Source organism: uncultured Ruminococcus sp. (assembly GCA_902785355.1).
Taxonomy (GTDB): Bacteria; Bacillota; Clostridia; order Oscillospirales; family Acutalibacteraceae; genus Ruminococcoides.
Genome location: CACZYF010000026.1, coordinates 1 through 25687 on the forward strand (window position 1 = coordinate 1; position 25687 = coordinate 25687).

Consider the following 25687-nt stretch of genomic DNA (forward strand, 5'->3'; position numbering starts at 1 on the left):
GGAAGCAGCACAGGTTGTGCGTGACATCTTCAAAATGGCGTTAGAGGGAAAAAGCAATGAAACTATCGCTCGTATCTTGCAGGAGCGCAAGGTGCTGATTCCTATAGCGTATTGGCAAGAAAAGGGTATCCGAAAAGGCGGTAAGGTTACACAGCCTAACAAATACAAATGGTGTAAAACTACTGTTACAAAAATACTAACCCAACAGGAGTATTGCGGCGATATCATCAACTTTAAGACGTATTCCAAGTCCTATAAGAACAAGAAGCGTTACGACAACCCAAAAGAGAATTGGGTAATCTTCAAGGACGTTCACGAGCCGATTATCAGTCGTGATGATTTTGAGTTGGTGCAGACGCTTGTCGTAAAGACAAAGCGCCGTGCTCCAAAAAAGGAGAACGGCGAGAAGAATATGTTTTGCGATTTTCTGTACTGCGCCGATTGCGGCAGTAAGCTATGGTATCATACGAATACCACCAACAAGGAAATCCATTATTTCAGCTGTTCCAACTATAAAAAGGATACCCGTGGGAATTGCGAAACCCGCCATTATATCCGTGCCGACGCAATCGAACAAGTGGTAATGCTGGAACTTCGCCGTTTAGCAGAGTATTTGGAATCTCACGAGGAAGAATTTGCAAAGCTTCTTGCCGAGAAAACCAACGCCGATATGTTGGCGGAGCAGAAAACCTTAGAAACAGAGCTGAATCGGGCAACCGCCCGAAACGAAATGCTCACTTCACTTTTCGCCAAAACCTACGAGGACAATGTATCCGGCAAGCTAAGCGATGAGATGTATATGGAGCTATCGCATAAATATGAGGTTGAACGCCTTGAACTGAAAACAAAGATTTTTGAGTACAAGGAACGCCTTGCCAAAATCAGCGAAATGGAGCAAAACAAAGATGACTTTCTTAAAGCTGTCAGAAAGTTTATGGAGATGGAATCCTTAACCGCACCAATGCTCAGAGAGCTTATCGATCACATTGATGTTTACGAAAAGGAAGGCGGGAAGAAAAGCTACACCCAGCGCATTGTAATCTATTATCGCTTTGTCGGCTACTTAGAGCTACCGTCATCAGAGGACGAAAACTACAAAGCAAACACCCGAAAGGGCGTAGATGTGGAGTATATCCCCACAGCAAAGTCTGCATAAAAATTGTGAGCAGGCACAAAACCTGCTCACTACATACAAATCGGATGAAATTGAATAAAAAGAATGAGTGTCCATAACTTAAATCCGTTATGAACACTCATACTGGTCGAGGTGACAGGATTTGAACCTGCGACCTCTTCGTCCCGAACGAAGCGCGCTACCAAACTGCGCCACACCTCGAAAAAATAGCCCCGAAGTGAATCGGGGCCAATGGCTGCGGAACTAGGATTCGAACCCAGACATACAGAGTCAGAGTCTGCTGTGCTACCCTTACACAATTCCGCATTGCACTCTTATTATTATATACAAAAAACTTTATTTGTCAAGAGTAAAATACCATATTTTTAAAAACTTTGTCATCTTTGTTTTTTTATCCTGACATCCTTGCCGATAAACTCTAATGTGTCGCATACTCCGATCAAACGGGAGGCAAAACGCTGGGAATAAGTCGTCAGTAATTCAGTCATCGAAAGATTCGTGCTGATGATGATCGGCTTTCCTTCCAGAATACGTGAATTAAACAAATTATAAACACAAGATACCGTGAATTGGGTGCTGAATTCGGTACCGAGATCATCGAGAATAAGAAGATCACATTTTAAGAGAGAATTAAAAGTATCCTCCTGTTGATCGAATTTGTATGTAAAATGCTCGCGTTCCAGACGAGATAAAATTTGAGGTGCAGAGACATAGATGACCGACATGCCTTTACGGATCACCTCATTAGCAATTGCGAGACTGAGATGGGTCTTACCGAGTCCTGTTGCACCGCGGAGCAGAAGATTCCTACTGTGAACGGAGAACGTATCGGCGTATTCACGACAGTGATTGTAGATGTTTGACATACGGTTAAAGGGAATCTTACCGTTTTCATCCGGAGATGTGCTGTAGTAATCCAGTGAAAAATTCTCGAAAGTACAGCGATCAAGCGGTAACAAAGCGTTTAGCTCTTCGCCTGCGACATCTGCCATCAGCTGATAGAAGCAATCGCACACAACGGTATGGTTATCAAGCTCGATATAGCCGGTGTCCTCGCACTTCTGACAATGGAAATGCGGCTCCGTCACGGATGGAGAAATGTGATTATCAACGAGCAGACGATCCTGCTCCTCCTGCAGAGCAAGACTGCGCTCACTGAGCTTCTTGATCGCGTCCTTATCGCTGTCCTTCACCACACACTTCGCGATCGCGGCACCGATAGAAAGCAATTCTGTATTGATTTCTCGCAATCGGGGAAACTGTACATAAAGCTCCTCGCGCCTTATATCAGCCTCTCTCAAAGCCTGTGTACGGCGTTCGGTAAGCCTGTCTTTGGCTGTGTTGAATACTTCATTGGAATAAGGCATGAATACCTCCGTTTAATCATCAAATAAAGAAGTGTTTTCGTATTTCGATATATCAAAGGACGCACCGTCCGTTGAAAAAACAGAACCCTTCGAGCTGTTGTTCTTCTTTACAGTTGTCTTGTTTTTGGTAGCGCTCTCCTGTGCGTGAAGCGTATCAAGCGATTTGATGCCGCTGTTGTTCCAACGCTTTAAGATCGCGTTGATATAGCGGATATCATATGCGCCCTTGGTATTGACGCAGCGCTCGTAGGCTTCTGTAATCATCTCATCATTGAAGCCCCATTCATTGAGCCACCTATCTGCATGTTCCATCTGCGCAGCGGTAGGTTTACCGATATTGCGGATACCGAGCAGTGTCGACACTCTCCCCCATGCTTCACGGGAATTGGTAAGTCGTTCGACCTCGCGTTCGGCACTCTCGGCGGTTTTGATTCCTTCATCCGCCCATCGAATACCGAGGCGTTCGACCGCGCGCATATTGGCGTTGCCGACAGACGCGAGGTAATTCATCATCATCGCGATGACCTCGCACGGAAGTCCGAAGGTATCGTAAAGCATGACGAGCGTAGCGGTATCGCCGGAGGACAGCGGTTTCTTCAGTACGGTCTGTGCTTCTTCCAACAGTCCGGCGAGTAACGCGTCTTCCTTCAAAAGCTTCGCGACAAACTGTGAATCTGGTCTGCGCGCACGGGAAACAGCGGTATGATGTTTTTTCACCGGCTCGGGCATCTTAGAAATGACCGAATCGGACTCATCTGCCTTTTGAGGTACATTTGCAGGCTCTAACACACCTTGACTTTCCGTTAATACGCCGCGTTCTATCCAAAAGGATAATGCGTTCTCCGCTTCTTCCCTTGACAGCTTCAAAGCGGCGCAAAGAGTATCGGCGCTGTTTTCATCCTCTGCATGGCGCAGTATGTACAGCAGTACTTTGATTTGAGCTTCACTGGCAATCTTGATATGTCTATCGACAACGCAGGCGGGTACTGCAAAAACGCTTCCCCACACTCCGAGATTGATCGAAAAAGTCATAGTATCTTCCTTTACTATAGTTAGGAATTATAGTATAACACAAAAAGCGACCGGATTCTACTTTCAAAGAATTATAACGAATTAATTCAGTTCACTGCCCTGAAAACCGTTACCGGCGATCGTTCCGGCTGTCATGATCACGATAAACGCATTATCATCTACACTGAGTACGGCATTCTTGATGCGATAGACGTCATGAGATCTGACGGCACACATGATGACGCCAAGCGGCAGATGACTGTAGCCTCCCCGAGCATTCAGCAGGGTCACTCCCCTATCCTCACGTATCGTAATCGTATCACGAACCGATGACGGAACAGATGTAACGATCATCATCAACTTGCCGTTATCTCGGGAAAAGCCGATGATGACCGTATCGATCAGCTTCGTCGAAACAAATATCGTGATAACGGCATACAAAGCATTTTCGATACTGCTGTAGACTACAGCAGATAAAATGATAACGACTGCGTCCGATAGAAACACGATTCGTCCGACGCTCAGATATGGGAAACGGCGATGCAAGTTACGCGCGATAATATCCGTACCACCCGTACTGCCGCCACGAAGTAGAATCAGACCCAAGCCCATACCAGAGAGGATGCCGCCGAAGATCGCCGCGATCATCCTGTCACCTGTATAGACAAGACCGAATATGGCAAAGCCGTCGACCATCAGGGAAACGATGACGACAGCGATAACGGTTCTCACGATAAAACGCTTTCCGCTCTCTAAGGCACCCCAAATAAACAGCGGAGCGTTCAATAAAAGAGAAACTGCGCCGATGGGCGTATGGATCAAGCTGTTCAGCAGCGTCGCAAGACCGGTAACGCCGCCGGGGGCAATATCGTTAGGCGCCGTAAAGCAATCAACCGACAGAGCATACAGAGCCGCTCCGAGGATCGTTATCAAAAGATCCGCAGTATAGCTCTTTACTCTGTCGGTCAGTTTCATCCAATCACGCCTTTGCAGAATTATCCCTCAATTGCAGGAACATCACTGCTTATTATCTGCGCGAAAAGCTCGTTTATTCGCTCCTGTCTGCCCTTGAGGTACAGCCAGCCGAAAAGAGCCTCCAGTCCGGTCGCCGCATGATAATCGGATAAGGTAGAGTGCTTAGAGGCGGAATTCACCTTGGTGTTTCTGCCCCGTTTATATACCTCTTCCTCTTCCTCAGACAGCAGCGGAAGAAGATCCTTCACATACGCCGCCTGACTTTTACAGTTGACCATCGAGACTTTTCGGTGATTCAGCTCACCGACATGGGCGGAGCTGGTCTTGACAAGATGCTCACGCACCAATAGATCATACACACCGTCGCCGATAAAAGCGAGATTCAAGGTCGGGACAGCGTTAAGCGTTCTATCATCCATACTCATCACTCAATAAAATCAAATTCAAGGTCATAGATCGATACAGTGTCGCCTTCCTGACAGCCGGCTTCACGCAGCTTATCGATCACACCGGAGGTCTGGAGCAGACGTTCAAAGTACGAAAGACCTTCATAATCATCAAAGTTGACGCCGCGGATAACACGCAGCAGCCACTTGCCCTCGACCATATATACACCGTCCTGTACGGTGATTTTAACATCGCCGAAAGATTCTTCCTCGATCTCGGGCATCGGTTCGGGCTCATATACCTTGATCGGCGGGAGCTTCGAGAGCTCTTCTGTGATCTGATTTAAAAGAGGATCAACATCATAGCGGATCGCCGCCATGATCGGGAAGAATTTATAACCCTGATCCTCGATCCAAGCCTTGAAATCGGCGATCTGTTCATCGGTCGCGAGATCGCATTTATTGCCGACGACCAGCATCGGGCGCTCGGCAAGCTCGGGGTTGAACTTATGGAGCTCCTCGTTGATGATGCGGAAATCCTCCTTCGGATCGCGTGCCTCGGAACCGGATACATCCACGATATGAACCAGTAATCGGCAGCGCTCCACATGGCGCAGGAACTGATGACCCAGCCCCGAGCCATCGGCGGCGCCCTCGATCAGACCGGGGATATCCGCCATGACGAACGACACGCCGTCACCCATCGAAACAACGCCGAGCGTCGGATAGATCGTGGTGAAATGGTAATTCGCGATCTGGGGCTTCGCCTGTGATACGACTGATATCAGCGTTGATTTACCGACGTTCGGAAAGCCGACTAAGCCAACATCCGCAAGGAGCTTTAACTCCAGCGTGACCTCGAATTCCTCACCGGGCATTCCGGGCTTGGCAAATCGAGGCGCCTGACGGGTCGGAGTTGCGAAATGCTTATTGCCCCATCCGCCTTTACCGCCTCTTGCTACGACAACAGGCTCTTTACCCGAAAGATCAGCCATGATTCGACCGCTCGCGGCCTCCTTAACGATGGTACCGACGGGAACCTTTACGATCAGATCCTCAGCTGCCTTGCCGTACTTTCTGCCGCCGGAGCCGTTATTACCCTTCTTCGCCTCGAACTTGCGTTTATAGCGAAAGTCGGCGAGCGTAGAAAGATTCGAGTCAGCGACAAAGATCACATCGCCGCCCTTTCCCCCATCGCCGCCGTCGGGACCGCCCGAGGCAACATATTTTTCACGGTGAAACGCGACGGCGCCGTCGCCGCCGTCACCGGCTTTAATCAAAATTTTCGCTTTATCTACAAACATGCTAAAACCTCGTTTCAGTAGTTGAACGATACAAATGAGTGTGGTCATCAACCGCCCGCGGACGATCAACAATCGCCCCTACGGGTGATAAACAAAAAAGGCGGTTAATCTAACCGCCCCAAAAGTCAATTACTGCTCAACAGGATAAACGCTGGCGCGCTTTCTGTCCTTGCCAACACGCTCGAAACGGACAACGCCGTCTACCTTAGCGAAGAGAGAATCATCGGAACCGCGGCCGACATTGTTGCCGGGGTGGATGTGAGTACCTCTCTGCTTAACGAGAATGTTGCCGGCTAAGACGAACTGACCGTCAGCACGCTTGACGCCGAGGCGCTTAGACTCGCTGTCACGACCGTTCTTAGTTGAACCCATACCTTTTTTATGAGCGAACAACTGCAGATTTATTTTAAGCATTACCTTACACCTCCGAATATGTTATTGTTAGATACTTAGGATACTGCTCCATAAGGGAGCTTAGATGAAGCATCATGCCGCTCATGATATCGCGGCAGCGGATCGCTTCGCTTTCAGTCTGTAATTTCAGGTACATATAGCCGTCGGCAACCTCCAGAGAAGGATTGAAGCCGATCACATCGGTGATGGTATTCGCCATCATATACGCCGCGCTGCTGACAGCCGCGCAGAGTATCTCGGGACCTCCGGGATTCATATCCGAATGACCGGAGATACAGAAGCCGTAGGAAGGCTCAGTACCGAAAAATTCGACTTTAATCATCAGGCGTTGATCGCCTTGATCTCAACCTTAGTGTAAGGCTGACGGTGACCCATCTTACGCTTCTCACCCTTCTTGGGCTTGTAGGTGGATACATAGATCTTCTTCGCCTTATCGGTCTTGATGACCTCAGCGGAGACCTTAGCACCGTCAACATAAGGTGTGCCGGCCTTGATACCGTCGTCGGTAGATACAGCGACAACGTCGAACTCTACGGTAGCGCCGTTCTCTGCGTCGAGCTTCTCGACAAAGATGACGTCACCCTTCTCGACCTTGTACTGCTTACCGCCGGTCTCGATTACTGCGAACATTTTATCATTCCTTTTACATAGACTCGCTACTCTTGGGTGGCAACGAAGCAGTTTTACCATATAACAGTAAACGCAATTTACGCGCACTTAATAAACCCACAGTATGCGGCTTATATACTATATCATAAAGGGTATTGCTTGTCAAGAATTTTTTACAGAGTCATTACCGGAATAACGTTTTCACTTCTTTTTCTTTCCGACTGCGGCAAGACGTTTCTCAATAATGATACATCTCAAAATCAAAAGCAAAGCGATTACGATTGATGTTATCGCAAAATAATACGCTGTTGTAAGAGAGGTGTAATAAGTTCGATAGTAGGTAACGCCATCGTCGCTCCATAAACGCAAATCAATCTTATCGCCGATACTATATGCTGTTGCGTCAGATGAAATGCTGCACCAATAATCGGTGTTACTGTTAATCTCATATTTCCAGTAATACTCATAAACTGGTTGTTTGTCATCTGATATTCTTACAAGCGTCGCTGTTACATCCGCTTTATATTCTGCTCTGTTATAATCCATTGCCGACCAATAATAATAACCAATAAAAGCTACACCGATCAAAAGTATGGTAATAGAGAGAAACAAAACGAAAGTAAGATTCTTTCGACCATACAACCAGTATCTATCTCTGACTTTCGGATAAAAAACTACCATATTCTTTTCTTAGTTAAATCCTTAAAAAGAAATCAGAAATCTGTTGCAGTACAATTCGACACAGCATAATTATCAATCGTTCTGGATATGATACGCCTTTAAAGTATTCTGCATCAGCATGGCGATGGTCATGGGGCCTACGCCGCCGGGGACAGGGGTAATATAGGAGCATTTTTCTTTAACAGAATTAAAATCGACATCGCCGCAGAGCTTTCCGTTCTCGTCGCGGTTCATACCGACGTCGATCACGACAGCGCCGTCCTTGACCATATCGGTGGTGACGAACTTCGCTCTGCCGACAGCGGCGACAAGGATATCAGCCTGCTTGGTGATCTCAGCGAGATTCTTGGTTCGGCTGTGAGTGATGGTGACGGTACCGTTCTCATGCAGTAGGAGCATGGACATCGGCTTACCGACGATATTGCTTCTGCCGATCACGACGCAGTTCTTTCCTTCGACCGCGATATCGTAATAATGCAGCATCTCCATTACGCCCGCCGGTGTGCAGGGCAGAAAATCGTAGTCACCGATCATGATCTTTCCAACATTGTAGGAAGAAAAGGCGTCAACGTCCTTTTCCACGGAAATAGCGGCGATCACTGCTTTATCGTCGATATGCTTCGGAACAGGAAGCTGACAGAGGATGCCGTTGACGTCTTTCCTCTCATTCAGCTCCTCGATCAGGGCGATCAGCTCCTCCTGCGTAGTCTCGGCAGGTAAAGCATACTCCAGAGAACGGAAGCCGACATACTCGCAGGCTTTCTTCTTATTATTTACATAAACGCGGGAGGCGGGATCATCACCGACGATGATGACCGCGAGGGTGATCTCCTTACCCTGCTCCTTGATCTGTGCGACCTCGTCGCGGATCCTGTCCTTTACGCTCTGAGAAACGAGCTTACCGTCAATCAATTGATACATATATTAACCTCTTTTCTTGGATTTCTTATACGTTTTCGTAAATTTACGACCCTGCATACCGTCGTTCTTATTGCGGTTTACGATCAGTAGGATCACGCCCGCTAATACCAAAACCGCCGATAAAAGCTGTGAAACACGGATATCATACCCGAACAGCTTAAAGGGCAGATACAGGCTGTCGGTACGCAGTCCCTCAACGATCATACGCTCGAAGCCGTACCATACCATATAGGTATATAAGATCTGGCCGTGATAGCGCTGATACTTACGATTGATGATGAACAGGAGTACAAAACCGAGGGCGCACCATACTGATTCATAGAGGAAGCAGGGGTGTACCCCTACCCCGCCGGTGTTTTCACTGACCATGCGGAAAATGCTGTCGGTCGGGGTTCCGTAAGCCTCCTGGTTAAAGAAGTTGCCCCAGCGTCCAAGCGCCTGACCGATCAAAAAACCGGTCATCGTGATATCCAATACAGGCAAAAACTTCATTTTCCGTATCTTCGCAACAACAAGACCGCCGATCAGCGCGCCGATGATCGAGCCGTAGATCGCGATGCCGCCGTCACGGATATCGATGATCTCCGTAGGATGTGCGGAGAAATAATCCCACCGAAAAGCGACGTAATAAGCACGTGCGCCGATGACAGCAGTAATAATACCGACGATCACACAGTCGATCAGCTTGTTGCGGTCGACATCATAGCGATGCGCATTGAAATACGCATACAGTACAGCGAGCATCAGACCGGTCGCGATCAGGATACCGTACCAGTACACATTGAACGAGCCTATTGAGAAGGCTACGCGGTTAACGGGCAGGTCGTTGATCCCTAAGCCCGGAAACGATACATGAAACATAAATACCTCATTCCGTTATTATTGAAAGAATGGTTTATATTATATACGATTTTATCAAAAAACGCAAGTTTATCAGGTAAATAATCAGGGGCTGTCCTCAGACAGCCCCATCGATATTAAGGGTATTACTGGATCTTGACGTGCATCCAAGAGTAACCCGGCGCAATACCCGCCTTATAGTTGACGTCGCAGGGTTCGTTGTAGCTCATACCATAATAAGAGTAGCCGGAACGATGTCTGCTCCACTCGGGATCATAGACCTTACCGTCGATCTCAGCCCAACCGTGACCGCTGCTGTTGCAGGCATATACGTTGGTATAGCCGATAGCGACAGCACAGTACGCAAAGGTCGAGGCATAGCTGAAGCAGTTGCCGACACCGTTATCGAGGATATCGTTCGCGTAGATGATCGGCCAATCCGCGCCGTGATAGTGCGGGATGCGGGGATTTTTCTCGGTATAGTTGCTCCTGATGTAATCGAACAGCTTCCTGAGCTTCTGCTCCTTGGTCATGCTGCTGGTGGTGACCTTCGCAACGAGCTTGAGCGCCTTATGCAGGGTCTTGGCGGATTCGCCGCTGACCTTGGTCGCCTTGCCGTTGATGACGTTCCAGTTCTCTCCCTTGTAGGAAACACCGTTACAATAGCCGTAGTCGATCGCGCCGGTGCTGCCTGCATAGCAGTAGCCGTCAGTCGCGTTACCGACGATAGCGCTCTTCATGACCTTGCCGTCTTGGTCGTAATAATAGGTTTTTCCGTTCTCAGTCAGATAACCGCTGCGGAGTGAACCGTTTTCGAAATGGTATTTAGTACCATCGACAGTAAAATCGCCGTCAACGGGAACACCGTTGACATAATAAACGTTGCTGTCGATATAACCGGTGATCAGGTTACCCTCACCGTCAAGACAACGAAGAGTGTAAGCGTAGAGCTTATCAGCCTCAGCGGTCGTATCGGTGAAGGTGGTTTCGGTAACCGCGTCGACGATTCTGCCCCAGGAGCCCTTGAAAGGCTTGCGGTAAACTCTGTAGCCTGCGGCATCTTCATCCGCCGCCCAAGTCAGTACAGTACCGTCATCCGTCTTGGAAACACTTGTAAACTCGGGAGGAGCCATAAAGGTATGATCCCAGCCGTTGCGATCAAAATCAGAGCAGAACTGACCCTTCGCGTCAAGACATCTGACGGTATAGGTGAAGGTGTTGCCGTCCTTCAGTCCGTCATGCAGAGCGGAGGTGCCGGTGGTCTCGGCGATACGCTTCCAGCCGCTGCCGTCCTTGTAATAGAGGCGATATTTCACCGCGCCGGTGAACTTCTCCCATGTAACAAGGGTACCGGTATTGGAATTCGTGAAGCCGGTAATCTGCGGAGGCAGTTCATACTTGACGGTCTTACCAGAAGTGTGGTAGCTGGTAAAAGCTGTCGCATCGGAATTGATACATCTGACGGTGAAGGTATAGCTGCTGCCCTTCTTCAGATTGCTGACCGTACAGGAGTTCTCCTCGGTATCGGTCAGTCGGGTCCATCCCTTGGAGCCACGGAAATACAGGCGGTATTTCTCAGCGCCTTCAGGCTTCGACCAAGTAATCTTAACACCGCTTTCGGTACACTCAAAGCCAGTGATGACAGGCGCTTCGACAAAAGTATTCGTCCAACCGTCGTGATTGAAGTCGGAAACAAACTTACCGTTACCGTCAACGTTTCGTACGGTGTAGGTAAAGGTCTGACCGGAAGTCAGATTATCGTGAACAAGGCTGTTCTCGGCAGTCTCACCGATGCGGACCCAATTCTCTCCGTCCTTATAATAAACCCGGGTTCTGATACCGGAAGCGGTCTTGGGCCAGCTGATAGTTGTACCCGTAAGAGTATTGCTGAACGAAGTAATCTTCGGAGAACCCGTATATTTCACCGATTTACCGTCGTTATGGAAGCTCATAAAACGATCCAGATCCTCGCTGATACATCTTACGGTAAAGGTGTAGGTGCTGCCGGAGGAGACATTCTGAACCAGATAGTGATTCTCAGCGGCCTCTCCGAGGCGCTTCCAGCCGTTCGCGCTGCGATAATAGACGCGATACTTCTCAGCGCCTTCAAGTGCGTTCCATGTGATATTGATGCCGTTATCATCACAATCAAGCGCAGTGATGACAGGCGGCTCGATGAAGGTGTTGGTCCAACCGTCATGGTTGAAATCATTGACGAACTTATCGTCAAGAATACCTCTTACAGTATAAGTATATGATTTACCGGTTTCCAGACCGTCATGTAAATAAGAATTAGTGACGGAATCGCCGAGCTTGTCCCATTTGGTTCCGTCCCACAGATAAACTCTGTAACGGTCAACGCCCTTGCATGCGCCCCATGTAAGTTTAGCGCCGGTAGCAGTATTGCTGATCGAAGTAATCTTCGGAGAAGCGATATACTCGATCGCCTTGCCGTTATTATGGAAGCTGGTAAAACGTTTTCCGTCAGGGCTGATACATCTGACGGTATAGCTGTATGCCTTTCCGGATTCAGCGGTTTCATCAACAAACGTATTTCCGTCTGTCTCACCGATGCGTTTCCATGAAGTGTTATCCTCCTTGCGGTACACACGGTAACGCTCGGCACCGGGCAACTCGTGCCACTCAACAACAACGCCGTCGTAGCTCGCTGTAAGGTCGGAAATCACGGGAGCTGCAAGGAAGGTGTTCTCAAATCCTACATAATCAAAGGGACTGAGAAAATTGCCGTTCTTGTCCTGTGCGATAATGCTGTACTGATAAGTGTTGTTGTTCACCAGCGGCTTATGAGTATAGGTGAGCTTATTGGTAGTTACAAGCTCGACCCATTCACTGCCGTTATAAAGATACAGAGTGTAGGATGCGGCATTAGGAACCGCTTTCCATGTGATAGTCGTACCGTCGATCGTATTGTCGACCTTCGTGACCTTGACGCTGTAATCAACAGCCTCAGTCGGGTCATCCGCCACGGCTGCGATCTCATCCACTTCAGCGGCAGAAGCCAGCGGAGCAAATGTCATTGACGCAACAATCAACAATGCGACGATTGTATAAAATAATCTTCTGTGCATAATTGAAGCCTCCTTATCAACCTACATTATATACAAAAGCATTCAAAAAGTAAAGTTAATTATTCATATTTTCATAAATAAATCATCAAATCAAGGAAATGCAAGCCTAACTATATTACTTCAAAAGAAAAAGGAGCATCCTTGCGGATACTCCTCTGGTGCGAGCGACGGGACTTGAACCCGTACGTCAAAGACACACGCCCCTCAAACGTGCCTGTCTGCCTATTCCAGCACGCTCGCATATCGAACAGTCGAATTATAGCATTAAAAAACTGAATTGTCAATATCTAAATTTGAATAAACCGAAAAATAATATCAAAATATTTGTCAGATTTCATAAATAATGTTTGATTCATCGATTGGTTTGTGCTATAGTAAATAATAGTATTCATATCGATATAACGGAGGTGTAGCATGAACCTCAAAAAAATGATCGATACCGCTATCGGACGCCGAAAAGCTGATCTGGTACTCAAGGGCGGTCAGGTGCTCAACGTATTTACGGAGCATTCGGAAACAAAGGATGTCGCTATATGTGACGGTATCATTGTCGGTCTCGGCTTATACGAAGGAGAGACGGAGATTGATATTACCGATAAAATCGTTATTCCCGGATTAATGGACGGACATATTCACCTCGAATCAACTCTGCTTACTCCATCGGAATTTGAGCGTGCCGTACTGCCTCGAGGCACGGTAGCTGTGATGGCTGATCCTCATGAGATCGGCAACGTCGCCGGTACTGACGGTATCGATTATATGATGGACTTGTGCAAGGAGTTGAAAATGCACGTCTACTTCAACCTTCCGTCATGTGTGCCGGCCGCTCCTTTGGAGGAAAGCGGCGAAACGCTGGAAGCGGAGGACTTGAAGCCGTATTATCAATATGACAATGTCCTCGGACTTGCGGAAGTGATGAATTCCGTCGGCGTTACCGAAGGCGACGAAAACCTATTAAAAAAAATCCTCGACGCGAAAAATGCCGGCAGAATCGTCGACGGTCACGCGCCCTTCTTAGGCGGTAAAGACCTGAACGCATATATAGCAGCGGGCGTTCGATCCGACCATGAGTGTACAAACGAACAGGAGGGATTTGAAAAGCTCAGCCGCGGTCAATGGATCATGATACGCGAAGGTACGGCGGCGAAAAATCTAAAAGCCCTCCTCCCTCTCTGTCAGCCTCCATACTGTTATCGGGCAATGTTCTGCACCGACGACAGGCACCCCGAAGATCTGTTACATGAAGGTCATATGGACTCAATCATCCGTAAAGCAATCTCATGGGGCGTTGATCCGGTCATCGCTGTGAAAATGTGTACGCTGAATACCGCAGCTTACTTTGGATTAAAAGATACAGGAGCGATCGCTCCGGGATACAGAGCTGATATAGCGGTCGTTGATAATTTAGCTGATTTCAATATCGAAAAGGTATTTATCGGCGGAGCTCTCGTCGCCGAGAACGGCGCAGTATTAAACGATTCGACGGCTGCGTTTCCCGAAAATGACAAAATACTGCACTCTTTCCATATGCAGAAAATCACAACGGAATCATTCAAATATCCCGAGCTCAAAGAACGCCAGCGCGTAATCGGAGTAAAACGTCATGAACTGCTGACAGACGAGCTGATCATACAGCCTACAAAAACTGCAATCAAAAACAGCGGCGTGGATCTTGAACGAGATATTCTGAAAGCGGCTGTATTTGAACGTCATCATAACACGGGTCATATAGGCTTAGGATATATCAAAGGTTACGGTATCAAAAGCGGCGCGATCGCAACGAGCGTAGCGCATGATTCGCACAATCTGATCGTTGTCGGCGTAAGTGATGAGGAAATCGCCGCGGCAGCTGAAGCGGTCAGAAAGCTCGGCGGCGGCTTGGTCGCAGTCGAGAACGGAAAGGTCATTGAAGAGCTGGCACTTCCGATCGCGGGACTCATGAGTCCTCTGCCGATCCACGAGGTAGACAAAAAGCTCAGGAGATTAAAAGAGGCAGCAAAACAACTCGGCGCTTCGGACGATATCGATCCGTTCATGACGCTCGCGTTCGTCAGTCTGCCGGTCATCCCGGTACTTCGTCTGAACGGCAAAGGGTTGATCGACGTAAATAAACAACAAATTGTTGAAGCAACATTCTAATACATACAGGAGAAAAACAATGAAATATGATATCATCATTATCGGTGCAGGTCCGGGAGGCATTTTCTCGGCGTATGAATTCGCTACCAAAAGACCCGATTTAAAGGTCGCAGTCTTTGAAACCGGCAATGCACTGGAGAAAAGAAAATGTCCCATCGACGGCGACAAGGTGAAGTCCTGCATCAAATGCAAGACCTGTGCGATCATGAGCGGCTTCGGCGGCGCCGGCGCTTTTTCGGACGGAAAGTACAATATCACCAACGACTTCGGTGGTACGATGCATGAGTATATCGGACGTGATAAGGCGTTGCAGCTGATGCACTATGTCGATCAGATCAATGTTGAGAACGGCGGCGCCGAAACAAAGCTCTATTCTACCGCGGGTACCGATTTCAAAAAGATCTGCACCCAGCATAAACTGCAGCTGCTCGACGCTTCTGTCCGTCATCTGGGTACGGATATCAACTATGTCGTGCTCGGGAATATATACGACCGCATTTCAAAGACCGTCGACTTCCACTTCAACACCCCTGTCGAGCATATCGAGATCATCGACGGCGGCTATCGTATCCATCACAAGAATGGTTATGATGACTGTGACGAGTGTATTGTTTCCGTCGGTCGTTCCGGCTCCAAATGGATGGAAAAGGTCTGTGAGGAGCTTGATATCGCGACGAAATCCAATCGCGTAGATATCGGCGTTCGCGTAGAGCTTCCCGCTGTCATCTTCTCACATCTGACCGACGAGCTGTACGAAAGCAAAATCGTCTACCGCACCGAGAAATTTGAGGATAATGTTCGCACCTTCTGCATGAATCCCAACGGCATCGTCGTTAACGAGAACACCAACGGCATTGTCACGGTCAACGGTCACAGCTTTGAAGACCCTTCCAAAAAGACCGAAAATACTAACTTTGCTCTACTGGTATCCAAACATTTCTCCGAACCCTTTGAGGACAGCAACGGCTACGGCGAGAGTATTGCCATGCTAAGCAACATGCTCGGAGGCGGCGTAATCGTACAGCGCTTCGGCGATCTGGAGCGAGGCAGACGCTCTAACCACAATCGAATCGAGGAAAGCACCGTAAGACCGACCCTGCAGGCGACTCCCGGTGATCTGAGTCTGGTTCTCCCGAAGCGAATCCTCGACGACATCATCGAGATGATCTACGCTCTCGATAAGATCGCTCCCGGTACCGCGAACGACGATACTCTGCTATACGGCGTTGAGGTCAAGTTCTATAACATGGAAGTCGCTCTTGACAAAAATCTGATGACAAAGTACGATGGTCTTTATGTCATCGGCGACGGCTCCGGCGTCACACATTCCCTCTCCCACGCTTCCGCAAGCGGCGTTTATGTAGCGCAGAGAATCATGGAGAAACGATAAATACCATATAAAACTGAAATGCAGCTCACCGATTTGGTGGGCTGCATCTTTGCGACTAATGAAAAGATCACTCTTCTGAAACATCAAGATCACAGGACTTGATGACTTCTTTGAGTGTTTTTGCGGATTCTCGGAGCTTCTTCATCTCCTCGTCATTCAAGGAGAAGGGGATCTCACTCTCAATACCATCTTTACCGACGATCACGGGGATCGACAGCGAAACATCATTCAACCCAAATCGACCGTGCTGGATGGACGATACGGGGAGAATACTCTTCTCATCACGAATGATTGCTTCACAAATGCGCTTCGTCGCCATCGCTACGCCGTAATAGGTCGCGCGCTTCTTGCTGATAATGTCATAAGCGGCATTCTTGACCTCATCGGCGATATTGTCCTTTGCGACGTCGTGATCGTGGAAGTAGCCGCGCATCTCACAGAAGCGACTGATCTCAACGCCGGAAACATTTGCACTGCTCCAAGCCGCAAACTCGCTGTCGCCGTGCTCTCCGATGATAAAGGCATGGATCGAGCGAGGATCGACGCCGAGATGCTCGCTGAGATTAAAGCGCAGACGAGCGGAATCGAGAACGGTACCCGAACCGAAAACACGGTTATCCGGTAGACCGGAGAGCTGCTTCGCCGCATATGTCAGGATATCGACGGGATTCGCAACGATCAGTAGGATGCCCTTGAAATTGCGCTTGCTGATCTCGGGGATGATCGACTTGAAGATGCCGACATTCTTCTTGATTAAATCGAGACGGGTCTCGCCGGGCTTCTGAGCCGCGCCGGCAGTCACAATAATAATGGATGAATCCGCAACATCATCATAATCGCCCGCATGAATATCGCAGGGTTTAGAAAATGGAACGCCGTGAGAAATATCCAGCGCTTCACCCTCCGCCTTAGCCATGTCGGCGTCAAGCATCACGATCTCAGAGAACAAGCCGCTCTGCATCAGTGCGAACGCAGTCGCAGAACCGACAAAACCACAGCCTACAATCGCAACTTTACGATAATTAATAGTCATATTAAATCGCTCCTTTAAATAATTAATCTTACTTCTTAATATTATCATATTTGAGAAAAAAATCAATGTATTCTTGACGAATATTTGTTAAATAAAAAATTATCACTTTTATTCTTTAAATCTTCTTGACTTTAAAACGTTGAAGTGATAAAATGATTAAGCTGTCTACAGAAAAGGAATTTATATTATGATCATAGATTTTCATACTCATGTTTATCCCGACGCTCTCGCCGAACGAATCATGTCAGCTTTAAGCCGATTCGACGGCGTTGAAGCTCATACAACCGGAACGCTGAATGCCCTTCGCGACAGCATGAAGCGAGCCGGGATCGATAAGAGCGTTATACTCCCTGTGAACACCAGAAAAGGACAATTCGACTCAATCACGAATTTCGCTCAACACATCAACGAATCCTTTGATGATCTCATCTCTTTCGGCGGTTTACACCCCGATGACGATGATATCACCGTAAAACTGCAATTTCTGAAGGACAACGGCTTTAAGGGGATCAAGATCCATCCCGACTACACCGAGACCTTCATCGATGATGAAAGATACATCAATATCATTGCCGAAGCCCATAAGCTCGGACTGTTGGTCATCACCCACGCGGGTAAAGACCCCGCCTACAGCACGATTCACTGTCCGCCGGAGAAAGGCAGGAAAATGCTCGATCTGGTGCAGGAGCGTGCTCCGTTCGATGAACCGTTCTTCATCTTCGCACACCTCGGAGGTAACCATCTCCAGAAAGACGTTGAGAAATATCTCGTCGGTCAACCGTGCTACATCGATATCAGCTGTTCGTTCAGCGATCTCGGTAATTTCAGTACATCAACAGATGAAGAGATCATCAGGATTATCAAGCATCACGGCGCCGATAAGATCCTGTTCGCGACGGATTCGCCGTGGAATGATCAGAAGGCTTATGTTGATCGCTTCAAAGCGCTCAAAGGGTTGACCGATATCGAAAAGGAAATGATACTCGGCGGCAACGCGAAAAAGCTGCTTGGTATTAACGAATAAACAATTTCCGAAAAGGAGTTCAAAACAATGGATATGTTCATCAAAATCGCTTTTCTCGTCGTATTCTTTGCAGTCATGATCGGCGTAGGTATCTACTGCAGAAAGCAAAGCACCGATGTCAACGGATTCGTTCTCGGCAATCGCTCTGTCGGTCCCTGGCTGACTGCGTTTGCGTTTGGTACTTCATATTTTTCGGCAGTTATCTTTGTCGGCTACGCGGGTCAGTTCGGCTGGAAATTCGGTATGGCGTCAACCTGGATCGGTCTTGGAAACGCCTTCATCGGTTCGTTACTGGCATGGAACATTCTCGGCAGACGTACACGCGTCATGTCGCAGCATCTCGATACCGCTACAATGCCCGACTTCTTCGCCAAGCGTTATGATTCCAAGGCGTTAAAGATCGCGGCGGCGATTATTATTTTCATCTTCCTGATTCCTTATACCGCTTCTCTGTACAACGGCTTATCCCGTCTGTTCGGCATGGCTTTCGGTATTCCCTATTCCTACTGCGTCATCGCGATGGCGGTTCTGACCGGTATCTACGTTGTTATCGGCGGTTACATGGCGACAGCGATCAACGACTTCATTCAGGGTATCATCATGTTGTTCGGCATCGTCGCTGTTATCTGGGCAGTGCTGAGAGTCAACGGCGGATTAGGTTCCACCATGACCATGCTCTCTAAAATTCAAGCCGAGGGTACCGAAATGCAGGGCGCGTTCACGTCCTTCTTCGGTCCCGATATCTTCGGACTGATCGGCGTTGTTCTGCTGACTTCCCTCGGTACGTGGGGTCTGCCGCAGATGGTACAGAAGTTCTATGCAATCAAGAGTGAGAAATCTATCAGCACCGGTACCATAGTTTCGACCGTATTTGCGATCATCGTTGCGGGTGGTTGTTACTTCCTCGGCGGATTTGGCAGACTGTTCGGTACCGCGGGTGCTGACGGCAAACCTGTCGGCGGCTTTGACTCCGTTATCCCCGCAATGCTTGAGAACCTCTCCCCTGTGCTGATCGGTATCGTCGTGATCCTGGTACTGTCCGCGTCAATGAGCACCCTGTCAAGTCTGGTACTGACCTCCAGCTCCGTTTTGACCATCGACTTCATCGATCCCGTATTTTACAAGAAGAAGGGCATGGATGAGAAGAAAAAGGTCTTTATCATGAGGATATTCATCGTCTTCTTCATTGCTTTGTCCGCTGTTATCGCGATCATCCAGGCAAGCTCTCCCGTCATGTTCATCTCACAGATGATGGGCGTATCATGGGGCGCTTTGGCAGGCGCATTCCTCGGACCGTTCATGTACGGCTTGTACATGAAGCGCGTACCGAAGATTGCCGTATGGGTCAACTACATCTTAGGCGTCGGCATCTCGCTCGCTTCTTTCATCTGCAATATGACCGGTGTGAAGTTCTCAAGTCCCGTCCTCACCTACTTCCAGTCTCCCATCAATGCCGGTATGCTGGCGATGATCTTAGGCATCATCATCACGCCGATCATTGCATGGATCGCTCCCTCGAAGGATAAGGAAAGGGTCGACGCGATCTTCGAGTGCTACAACAAGAAGCATACCGTCAGTTCCAAGCATTCGATCGACGAATCTTGAGCATGTCAAAATAATATCAAATAATATCGAAAGAAGTCTGAAGAACACTTGCCTTTAGACTTCTTTTGCGCTATAATTAAGATGTATGTACACTTCAACTATGTACAAAAACGAAAAGAGGATTTATAAAAATGATTTTTCAAAAGGACATTGAAACTCTACCTAGAAAAGAAATCGACGCGATCCAACTCGAACGACTCAAATGGGTCGTCAAGTATTGCTATGACAATGTACCTCTGTATCACCAGAGGCTGACGGATTGCGGCGTTCTCGACGGCTCTAAGATCAAAGAGCTCTCCGACATCCAGTACATTCCCTTCACCACCAAGGATGATTTCAGAGATAATTACCCCTTTGGACTGATGGCTGCGGATATGAAGGATATCGTTCGTATCCATGCGTCATCCGGTACTACCGGCAAGCCCACCACCGGCGTTTATACCAAGAACGACCTTGATATCTGGTCGGATTGCGTAGCGCGTGTTGCATGCGCGGGCGGCGTCACTCCCGATGATATCATCCAGATCAGCTTCGGCTACGGCTTGTTTACCGGCGCTCTGGGTCTGCATTACGGTATGGAAAAGCTCGGCGCGACCGTTATCCCTGCTTCCTCCGGTAATACGCAAAAGCAGCTGATGATGCTGCGTGACTGGGGCGTCACGGGTCTTGTCGCTACTCCCTCCTATGCGCTGTATCTCTCTGAGGCAATCAAGGAAGCCGGCTATCCCCTTTCCGATTACACCCTGCGTTTAGGTATTCTCGGCTCCGAGCCCTGCACTGTATCCATGCGCGAGCAGATCGAGCGCAACTTCAATATCCGCGTATCCGATAACTACGGCATGACGGAGCTGGGCGGTCCCGGCGTATCCGGAGACTGTGAAGCCAGAGACGGTATGCACTTCGCTGAGGATCATTTCCTACCCGAGATCATCGATACCGATACCGGTAAGCGCTTAGGTGAAGGCGAGGTCGGCGAGCTGGTCGTCACTACACTGACCCGTACCGGTATGCCGGTACTCAGATATCGCACCAAGGATATTACCAAGCTGAACTATCAGCCCTGCTCCTGCGGTCGTACCCACTGCCGTATGGCGAAAACCATGGGCAGAACCGACGATATGCTGATCATCAAGGGTGTTAACGTCTTCCCCACCCAGATCGAGAACATCCTGATCAACATTCCGGATATCGCTCCCCATTACATGCTGTACATTACCCGTCAGAACTACCGCGACAGCCTGGAGATCAAGGTCGAGGTCATCAACGAGACGCTCCTCGACAATTACCAGATGCTCGATAACCTCAAGAAGAAGATCGAAGCAAAACTCCAGTCGATCCTCGGTCTGAGAACCAAGGTCACACTGGTCGCTCCCAAGACGCTCGAACGCTTCCAGGGTAAAGCGAAGAGGATCGTTGACATGAGAAATCAGTAATTGACACTATCAACGACATAATTACAAATATCCTTTCAGGATTCGAAAAGACTATAGATAATTAAGGTGAAACACAATGAAAGATTTATTGATCGGCAACGCTGCGGTAGCGCGCGGTCTGTACGAAGCAGGCTGTGCGGTCATCTCCAGCTATCCCGGTACCCCCAGTACGGAGATCACTGAGTTCTTCTCCAAATATGACGACGTCTACTGCGAGTGGGCGCCGAATGAGAAGGTTGCGATGGAAGCTGCCTTCGGCTCAGCCCTCAGAGGCAAGCGCTCCGCTTGCTGTATGAAGCATGTCGGTCTGAATGTTGCCGCCGACCCGCTTTTTACCATGTCCTATACCGGCGTGAATGCAGGTATCGTGATATGCGTTGCGGATGATCCCGGTATGCACAGCTCACAGAATGAGCAGGATTCGCGCCATTACGCGATCGCGGCGAAGCTGCCGATGCTCGAGCCCTCCGACAGTCAGGAGGCGCTGGACTTCGCAAAGCTCGCTTACGAGATCTCGGAAACGTATGATACGCCCGTTCTGCTGAAAATGTGTACGCGCGTTGCTCATTCCCAGAGCATTGTCGCACTCGGCGAGCGTCAGGAGATCACCAAGGATTATACCAAGAATCCTCAGAAATACATCATGACCCCCGGTAACGCGATCCGCCGTCATCCCTTTGTCGAGGAACGCACCAAGAAGCTGACCGAATATGCGGAGACCTCTCCCCTCAACCGTATTGAGGAAGGCGACGGCAGCCACGATTTCGGTATCATCACTTCTTCTACCTCCTATCAGTATGTTAAGGAAGCTTTCGGTGACAGCGTATCCGTCCTCAAGCTCGGCATGATCAATCCGCTGCCCGTTAAGCTGATCAAGGACTTCGCCGCAAAGGTCGGAAAGGTCTATGTTATCGAAGAGCTCGACCCGATCGTAGAAACTCACTGCAAAAATATCGGCGTCGACGTTATCGGCAAGGATAAGTTCTCTATCCTCGGCGAGTTCAGCCAGAAGAGCATCGAGCAGGCGTTTGAGATGGCGGATAAGACCGTATTCGCGCTTGATACAGATATCCCCGTTCGTCCTCCGATGATGTGCTCCGGCTGTCCCCACAGAGGCATGTACTATGTACTCGCAAAGAACAAGATCACCGTTTTAGGCGATATCGGCTGTTACACTTTAGGTGCTGCGCCGCCTTTGAACGCGCTGGACATGACGCTGTGCATGGGCGCTTCCGTCTCCGGCATCCACGGCTATAACAAAGCAGGCGGAAAAGAAACCGAGAACAAGACAGTATGCGTGATCGGCGACTCCACCTTCATGCACTCCGGCGTTACCGGTCTGATCAATATTGCGTACAACCAAAGTAATTCGACCGTTATCATTCTCGACAACTCCATCACCGGAATGACCGGTCACCAGCAGAACCCGACCACCGGATATTCCATCAAGGGTGATCCCGCCGGCAAGGTAAATCTGGAGGATCTGTGCCACAGCATCGGAATCAACTCAGTTCGAGTCGTCGATCCTTATAACCTTGAAGAGTGCGAAAGAGTACTGAAGGAGGAGCTTGCGAAGAACGAGCCTTCCGTTATCATTTCCCGCAGACCCTGCGTACTGCTCAAGTATGTCAAGCCGAAGAAACCGCTGTGGGTCAATCCCGAGAAGTGCCGCGGCTGCAAAAAATGCATGAAGTTCGGCTGTCCGTCGATCTCCTTCCGTGACGGTCACGCAGTTGTCGACGAGACTCTGTGCATAGGCTGCGGCGTATGCGCTCAGCTCTGTCCCTTTGATGCTTTTGAAAGTGAGGTACCCGCAAATGACTAAGAATATCATGATCGTAGGCGTTGGCGGTCAGGGATCGCTGCTCGCGAGTAAACTGCTCGGCAGACTGTTGGTGGATGAAGGCTATGACGTCAAGGTATCAGAGGTACACGGTATGAGCCAGCGCGGCGGTTCCGTCGTCACTTATGTACGCTTCGGCGATAAGGTCTACTCCCCTGTTATCGAGGACGGCGAGGCCGATTTCATCGTATCATTCGAGAAGATCGAAGCGGCGCGTTATGTACAGAATCTGAAAAAGGACGGTATCATCATCGTCAACACCCAGCAGATCGACCCGATGCCCGTAATTATCGGCTCCGCAACCTATCCCGCTGACATCATCAATGAGATGAAGAGCAAGGGCATCCATGTAGATGATATCGACGCACTGTCGATGGCGAATGAAGCCGGCTCTTCAAAGGCGTGCAATATCGTTCTGATGGGCAGACTCGCGAAGTACTTCGACATACCGAAGGATAAATGGATCACAGCGATCGAAAAATGCGTCAAGCCTCAGTTCGTAGAAATCAATAAAAAGGCTTTTGAACTTGGATATAACTGCTGATAGAGCAGTTGGTATATGAAAAAAAGATGAAAGGATGAAGCCCCATGCAGAAAAAATTCTACCAGCCTGAAGCTGAGACCATGCCTGTCAACGAGATCAAGAAGCTCCAAGAGTACAAGCTGATCCGTCAGGTGCGCTACGTCTACGAGCATGTAGAGTATTATCGTAATCTGATGGATGAAAAAGGCGTGAAGCCTGAGGACATCACCTGTCTTGCCGATATCAGCAAGCTGCCTTTCCTCAGTAAAGCGGATCTTCGTGAAGCGTATCCCTACGGTATGCTCGCGACCGACCTCAAAAACTGTGTCCGTATCCACTCTACCTCCGGTACGACCGGTAAGCGCGTCGTCGCTTTCTACACGCAAAATGATGTCGATATGTGGGAGGACTGCTGCGCCAGAGCGATCGTCGCTGCAGGCGGCGATAAAGGCGACGTCGTACAGGTCGCTTACGGCTATGGTCTGTTTACAGGCGGCGCGGGTCTGCACGGCGGCTCTCATAAAGTAGGCTGCCTGACGCTCCCGATGTCCAGCGGCAACACTAATCGTCAGATCCAGTTCATGATGGATCTGAAATCCACCATTCTTTGCTGTACTCCCTCGTATGCCGCCTATATCGGCGAAACATTGAAAGAAAAAGGCTACAAGCCGGGCTACAACAGCTTGAAGGCGGGTATCTTCGGCGCGGAGCCTTGGACGGAGGAAATGCGTAAGGATATCGAGAACAGCTTAGGGATCAAGGCATATGACATATACGGTCTGACCGAATCGAGCGGTCCCGGCGTCGCGTTCGAATGCTGTGAGCAGAAAGGTATGCATATCAATGAGGACCACTTCTACGCCGAGGTCATCGACCCCGATACCGGCGAGGTACTGCCCGAGGGCAGTAAGGGTGAGCTGGTATTCACTTCTCTGGATAAAGAAGCATTTCCGCTGATCAGATATCGTACACGCGATATCACCGTGCTCTCGAGAGAGAAGTGCTCCTGCGGCAGAACATTCGTAAGGATGCACAAGCCGATGGGTCGTTCCGACGATATGATGATCATCCGCGGCGTCAACGTCTTCCCCAGCCAGATCGAGGCTGTGCTGCTCAACAACGGATACGCGCCGAACTATCTGATTCTGGTCGACCGCGTGAACAACACCGATACCTTTGAAATACAAGTCGAGATGCTGCCTGAGGACTTCTCAGATACACCGAAGCTGATTACAAAGAAAGAAAAGAAGCTCCAGAGCGCAATGAAGGAGATGCTCGGCATCAATCCCACCATCCGACTGGTCGCTCCCAAGTCCCTCGCTCGCAGCGAGGGCAAAGCCGTAAGAGTAATCGATAACCGAAAGAAACTCGGTATTAACGTATAAAAGGAGGATTACGAATGGCTATCAAACAATTATCCATTTTTGTAGAAAACCGCGAGGGCACTCTGGTCACCGTGACTGACGCCATCGCAAAGGCAGGCGTCGATATCCGAGCGATGAGCGTTGCCGATACCAATGATTTTGGTATCTTCCGCTTGATCGTAACTGACGTTGACAAAGCAAAAAAGGCGCTGGATGAAGCGAACGCTTTTGTATCCATCACTGAGGTCGTAGGTGTCGCTGTTCAGGATGAACCGGGTGCATTAGCGAAGGTCGTCAAGATCCTCGCCGATCACAACATCAACATCGAGTATATGTACGCTTTCATCACCGTTTCCAAGCAATTCGCTTATGTTGTACTGCGTGTTGCTGAGAATGATGAGGCTGAACGAATCCTGACCGAAAACGGTATCAAGCTGGTTACCGAAGAGGATATGTCCAAGCTCTAATGTAGTTATTATAAAAAAATCCCGCCCGATAAAGGCAATATCATTAAGATAAGGAAAAAATAAAGTATAGGAATACAGTCGAGAAGAGAAACTCGGCTGTATTTTTGTAATGAAGGTACAACAAGAAGACCGGA

23 protein-coding genes and 3 tRNA genes are annotated in these 25687 nt (G+C 49.0%); 10 read left to right on the top strand and 16 right to left on the bottom strand.

The features are described from left to right. Positions 1-1156 (top strand): recombinase family protein (locus R2I50_RS06990; protein ID WP_316608444.1); only part of this gene is annotated, 1156 nt, incomplete at its 5' end. A 103-nt stretch (positions 1157-1259) separates the two neighbouring features. Here R2I50_RS06990 and R2I50_RS06995 read toward each other — a convergent pair. From R2I50_RS06995 to R2I50_RS07065, 15 genes are all read right to left on the bottom strand, one after another. Then, positions 1260-1336, bottom strand: a tRNA-Pro gene (locus R2I50_RS06995). A 31-nt stretch (positions 1337-1367) separates the two neighbouring features. After that, positions 1368-1441, bottom strand: a tRNA-Gln gene (locus tag R2I50_RS07000). Positions 1442-1512: 71 nt separating this feature from the next. Continuing rightward, entirely contained in the window at positions 1513-2502 is a 990-nt protein-coding gene (locus tag R2I50_RS07005; RefSeq protein ID WP_316608445.1) for an ATP-binding protein, read from the bottom strand. Between the two features lie 12 nt (positions 2503-2514). Beyond that, entirely contained in the window at positions 2515-3534 is a 1020-nt protein-coding gene (locus R2I50_RS07010) for a DnaD domain protein (protein WP_316608446.1), read from the bottom strand. 81 nt (positions 3535-3615) lie between these two features. After that, the gene (locus R2I50_RS07015; RefSeq protein WP_316608447.1) at positions 3616-4488 is read right to left on the bottom strand and encodes a YitT family protein; all 873 of its coding nucleotides are present in this window, start codon (positions 4486-4488) and stop codon (positions 3616-3618) included. 20 nt (positions 4489-4508) lie between these two features. Next, a complete protein-coding gene (locus R2I50_RS07020) occupies positions 4509-4907 on the bottom strand; it encodes a ribonuclease III domain-containing protein (RefSeq protein ID WP_316608448.1) in 399 nt (132 codons plus the stop codon). Positions 4908-4912: 5 nt separating this feature from the next. Then, positions 4913-6178 carry a GTPase ObgE gene (obgE, locus tag R2I50_RS07025; protein WP_316608449.1) on the bottom strand — a complete coding sequence of 422 codons (1266 nt, stop codon included), beginning with the start codon at positions 6176-6178 and terminating at the stop codon, positions 4913-4915. A 129-nt stretch (positions 6179-6307) separates the two neighbouring features. Then, on the bottom strand, positions 6308-6592 hold the full coding sequence (gene rpmA, locus R2I50_RS07030) for a 50S ribosomal protein L27 (RefSeq protein ID WP_316608450.1): 285 nt from the start codon (positions 6590-6592) through the stop codon (positions 6308-6310). A 4-nt stretch (positions 6593-6596) separates the two neighbouring features. After that, the gene (locus R2I50_RS07035) at positions 6597-6914 is read right to left on the bottom strand and encodes a ribosomal-processing cysteine protease Prp (RefSeq protein ID WP_316608451.1); all 318 of its coding nucleotides are present in this window, start codon (positions 6912-6914) and stop codon (positions 6597-6599) included. After that, positions 6914-7222, bottom strand: a complete 309-nt coding sequence (gene rplU, locus R2I50_RS07040) for a 50S ribosomal protein L21 (protein WP_316608452.1) — start codon at positions 7220-7222, stop codon at positions 6914-6916. The genes R2I50_RS07035 and rplU overlap by 1 nt, the downstream gene beginning before the upstream one ends. A gap of 180 nt (positions 7223-7402) precedes the next feature. Next, a complete protein-coding gene (locus R2I50_RS07045; protein WP_316608453.1) occupies positions 7403-7882 on the bottom strand; it encodes a hypothetical protein in 480 nt (159 codons plus the stop codon). 72 nt (positions 7883-7954) lie between these two features. Continuing rightward, the gene (gene folD, locus R2I50_RS07050) at positions 7955-8803 is read right to left on the bottom strand and encodes a bifunctional methylenetetrahydrofolate dehydrogenase/methenyltetrahydrofolate cyclohydrolase FolD (protein WP_316608454.1); all 849 of its coding nucleotides are present in this window, start codon (positions 8801-8803) and stop codon (positions 7955-7957) included. A gap of 3 nt (positions 8804-8806) precedes the next feature. After that, the gene (gene lgt / locus R2I50_RS07055) at positions 8807-9664 is read right to left on the bottom strand and encodes a prolipoprotein diacylglyceryl transferase (RefSeq protein ID WP_316608455.1); all 858 of its coding nucleotides are present in this window, start codon (positions 9662-9664) and stop codon (positions 8807-8809) included. Between the two features lie 125 nt (positions 9665-9789). After that, the gene (locus R2I50_RS07060) at positions 9790-12732 is read right to left on the bottom strand and encodes a fibronectin type III domain-containing protein (RefSeq protein WP_316608456.1); all 2943 of its coding nucleotides are present in this window, start codon (positions 12730-12732) and stop codon (positions 9790-9792) included. Between the two features lie 156 nt (positions 12733-12888). Further along, positions 12889-12972 (bottom strand) — tRNA-Leu (locus R2I50_RS07065). A gap of 174 nt (positions 12973-13146) precedes the next feature. On the opposite strand from R2I50_RS07065, the gene ade reads away from it, so the two are divergent. Then, positions 13147-14871 (top strand): adenine deaminase, encoded by a 1725-nt coding sequence (gene ade, locus R2I50_RS07070; protein ID WP_316608457.1) that lies wholly within the window; start codon positions 13147-13149, stop codon positions 14869-14871. A gap of 19 nt (positions 14872-14890) precedes the next feature. Then, the gene (locus tag R2I50_RS07075; protein WP_316608458.1) at positions 14891-16261 is read left to right on the top strand and encodes an FAD-dependent protein; all 1371 of its coding nucleotides are present in this window, start codon (positions 14891-14893) and stop codon (positions 16259-16261) included. Positions 16262-16328: 67 nt separating this feature from the next. Here the strand turns inward: R2I50_RS07075 and R2I50_RS07080 are convergent, their stop codons facing one another. Then, positions 16329-17294 carry an L-lactate dehydrogenase gene (locus R2I50_RS07080; RefSeq protein ID WP_316608459.1) on the bottom strand — a complete coding sequence of 322 codons (966 nt, stop codon included), beginning with the start codon at positions 17292-17294 and terminating at the stop codon, positions 16329-16331. Positions 17295-17481: 187 nt separating this feature from the next. On the opposite strand from R2I50_RS07080, the gene R2I50_RS07085 reads away from it, so the two are divergent. From R2I50_RS07085 to R2I50_RS07115, 7 genes are all read left to right on the top strand, one after another. Further along, complete coding sequence (locus R2I50_RS07085; RefSeq protein WP_316608460.1) at positions 17482-18318, top strand: amidohydrolase family protein; 837 nt, start codon at positions 17482-17484, stop codon at positions 18316-18318. 33 nt (positions 18319-18351) lie between these two features. Continuing rightward, positions 18352-19923, top strand: coding sequence for a sodium:solute symporter (locus R2I50_RS07090; RefSeq protein ID WP_316608466.1), 1572 nt, complete (start codon positions 18352-18354; stop codon positions 19921-19923). A gap of 131 nt (positions 19924-20054) precedes the next feature. Next, complete coding sequence (locus R2I50_RS07095) at positions 20055-21356, top strand: phenylacetate--CoA ligase (protein WP_316608461.1); 1302 nt, start codon at positions 20055-20057, stop codon at positions 21354-21356. Between the two features lie 76 nt (positions 21357-21432). Continuing rightward, a complete protein-coding gene (gene iorA, locus R2I50_RS07100) occupies positions 21433-23181 on the top strand; it encodes an indolepyruvate ferredoxin oxidoreductase subunit alpha (protein WP_316608462.1) in 1749 nt (582 codons plus the stop codon). Next, positions 23174-23743, top strand: a complete 570-nt coding sequence (locus tag R2I50_RS07105) for an indolepyruvate oxidoreductase subunit beta (protein WP_316608463.1) — start codon at positions 23174-23176, stop codon at positions 23741-23743. Before iorA ends, R2I50_RS07105 begins: the two co-directional genes overlap by 8 nt. 44 nt (positions 23744-23787) lie before the next feature. After that, the gene (locus R2I50_RS07110; RefSeq protein ID WP_316608464.1) at positions 23788-25107 is read left to right on the top strand and encodes a phenylacetate--CoA ligase; all 1320 of its coding nucleotides are present in this window, start codon (positions 23788-23790) and stop codon (positions 25105-25107) included. A gap of 14 nt (positions 25108-25121) precedes the next feature. Further along, positions 25122-25553, top strand: coding sequence for an ACT domain-containing protein (locus tag R2I50_RS07115; RefSeq protein WP_316608465.1), 432 nt, complete (start codon positions 25122-25124; stop codon positions 25551-25553). Positions 25554-25687: the final 134 nt, after the last annotated feature.